At 72.6% G+C, this 979-nt stretch carries 2 protein-coding genes; both read right to left on the bottom strand.

Going from position 1 to position 979, the window contains the following annotated elements:
* A partial coding sequence (locus tag ACI78Q_RS23690; RefSeq protein WP_456925932.1) for a CoA-transferase occupies positions 1-171 on the bottom strand: 171 nt, incomplete at its 3' end.
* A 2-nt stretch (positions 172-173) separates the two neighbouring features.
* Positions 174-979: CoA transferase subunit A (locus ACI78Q_RS23685; protein ID WP_456925931.1), on the bottom strand; the 806-nt coding region annotated here is incomplete at its 5' end.

Here is a 979-nt window from a genome sequence, read left to right as displayed (position 1 = left end):
CGGGTAGGGGCCCACGCCCAGGATGCCGTTCTCCGAGTGCAGCACCACGTGCACCCCGGCGGGCACGTGGTTGGGCACCAGGGTGGGCATGCCGATGCCCAGGTTGACGTACTGGCCGTCGGCCAGTTCGGCGGCGACGCGGGCGGCGAGCTGGTCGCGGGTCAGGGCCATGATCAGTTGCCTTCCTGCACGGCCTCGTCACCGGCGGCCGCGGGGGCGGCGGGGGCCGGGCGGGGGCGGGTGGTGAGCTTCTCGATCTTCTTGTCGCTGGGGTCGGCGGCCACGATCCGGTCGACGAACACCCCGGGCAGGTGCACCTGCTCGGGCACGATCTGCCCGGGTTCGACGATCCGCTCGACCTCGGCGATGGTGATCCGGGCGGCCATGCCGGCCAGCGGGTTGAAGTTGGCCGCCGACTCGTGGAACACCAGGTTGCCGTGCCGGTCCCCGAGCGCGGCGCGGACCAGGCCGAAGTCGGCGCGCAGCGCGGTCTCCAGCACGTACTGCACCCCGTCGAACTCGCGGATCTCCTTGGGCGGGGAGGTCTTGACCACCGCGCCTTGGGCGTCGTAGAGGACCGGGATGCCGCCGTCGGCGACCATCGTGCCGACCCCGGTGGGGGTGTAGAAGGCCGGGATGCCCACCCCGGCCGCGCGCAGCCGCTCGGCCAGCGTGCCCTGCGGGGTCAGCTCCACCTCCAGCTGCCCGGACAGGTAGCGGCGGGCGACCTCCTTGGAGCCGCCCACGAAGCTGGAGATGGTCTTGCGGATCCGCCCGGCGTACAGCAGCACCCCCAGCGCGGCGTCGTCGACCCCGCAGTTGTTGCTGATCGTGGTCAGGTCCGTGCTGCCCCGCTCCAGGAGCGCGTCGATCAGCGCGTACGGGATCCCGCACAACCCGAACCCGCCCACGGCCAGCACCGCACCGTCCGGGATGTCGGCCACCGCCGCGGCCGCACTCTCCACCACCTTGTCCATGC

The organism is Geodermatophilus sp. SYSU D00705 (assembly GCF_054050135.1).
Note: the sequence above shows the minus strand (reverse complement) of the source record. Positions and strands in the feature narration are given on the sequence as shown.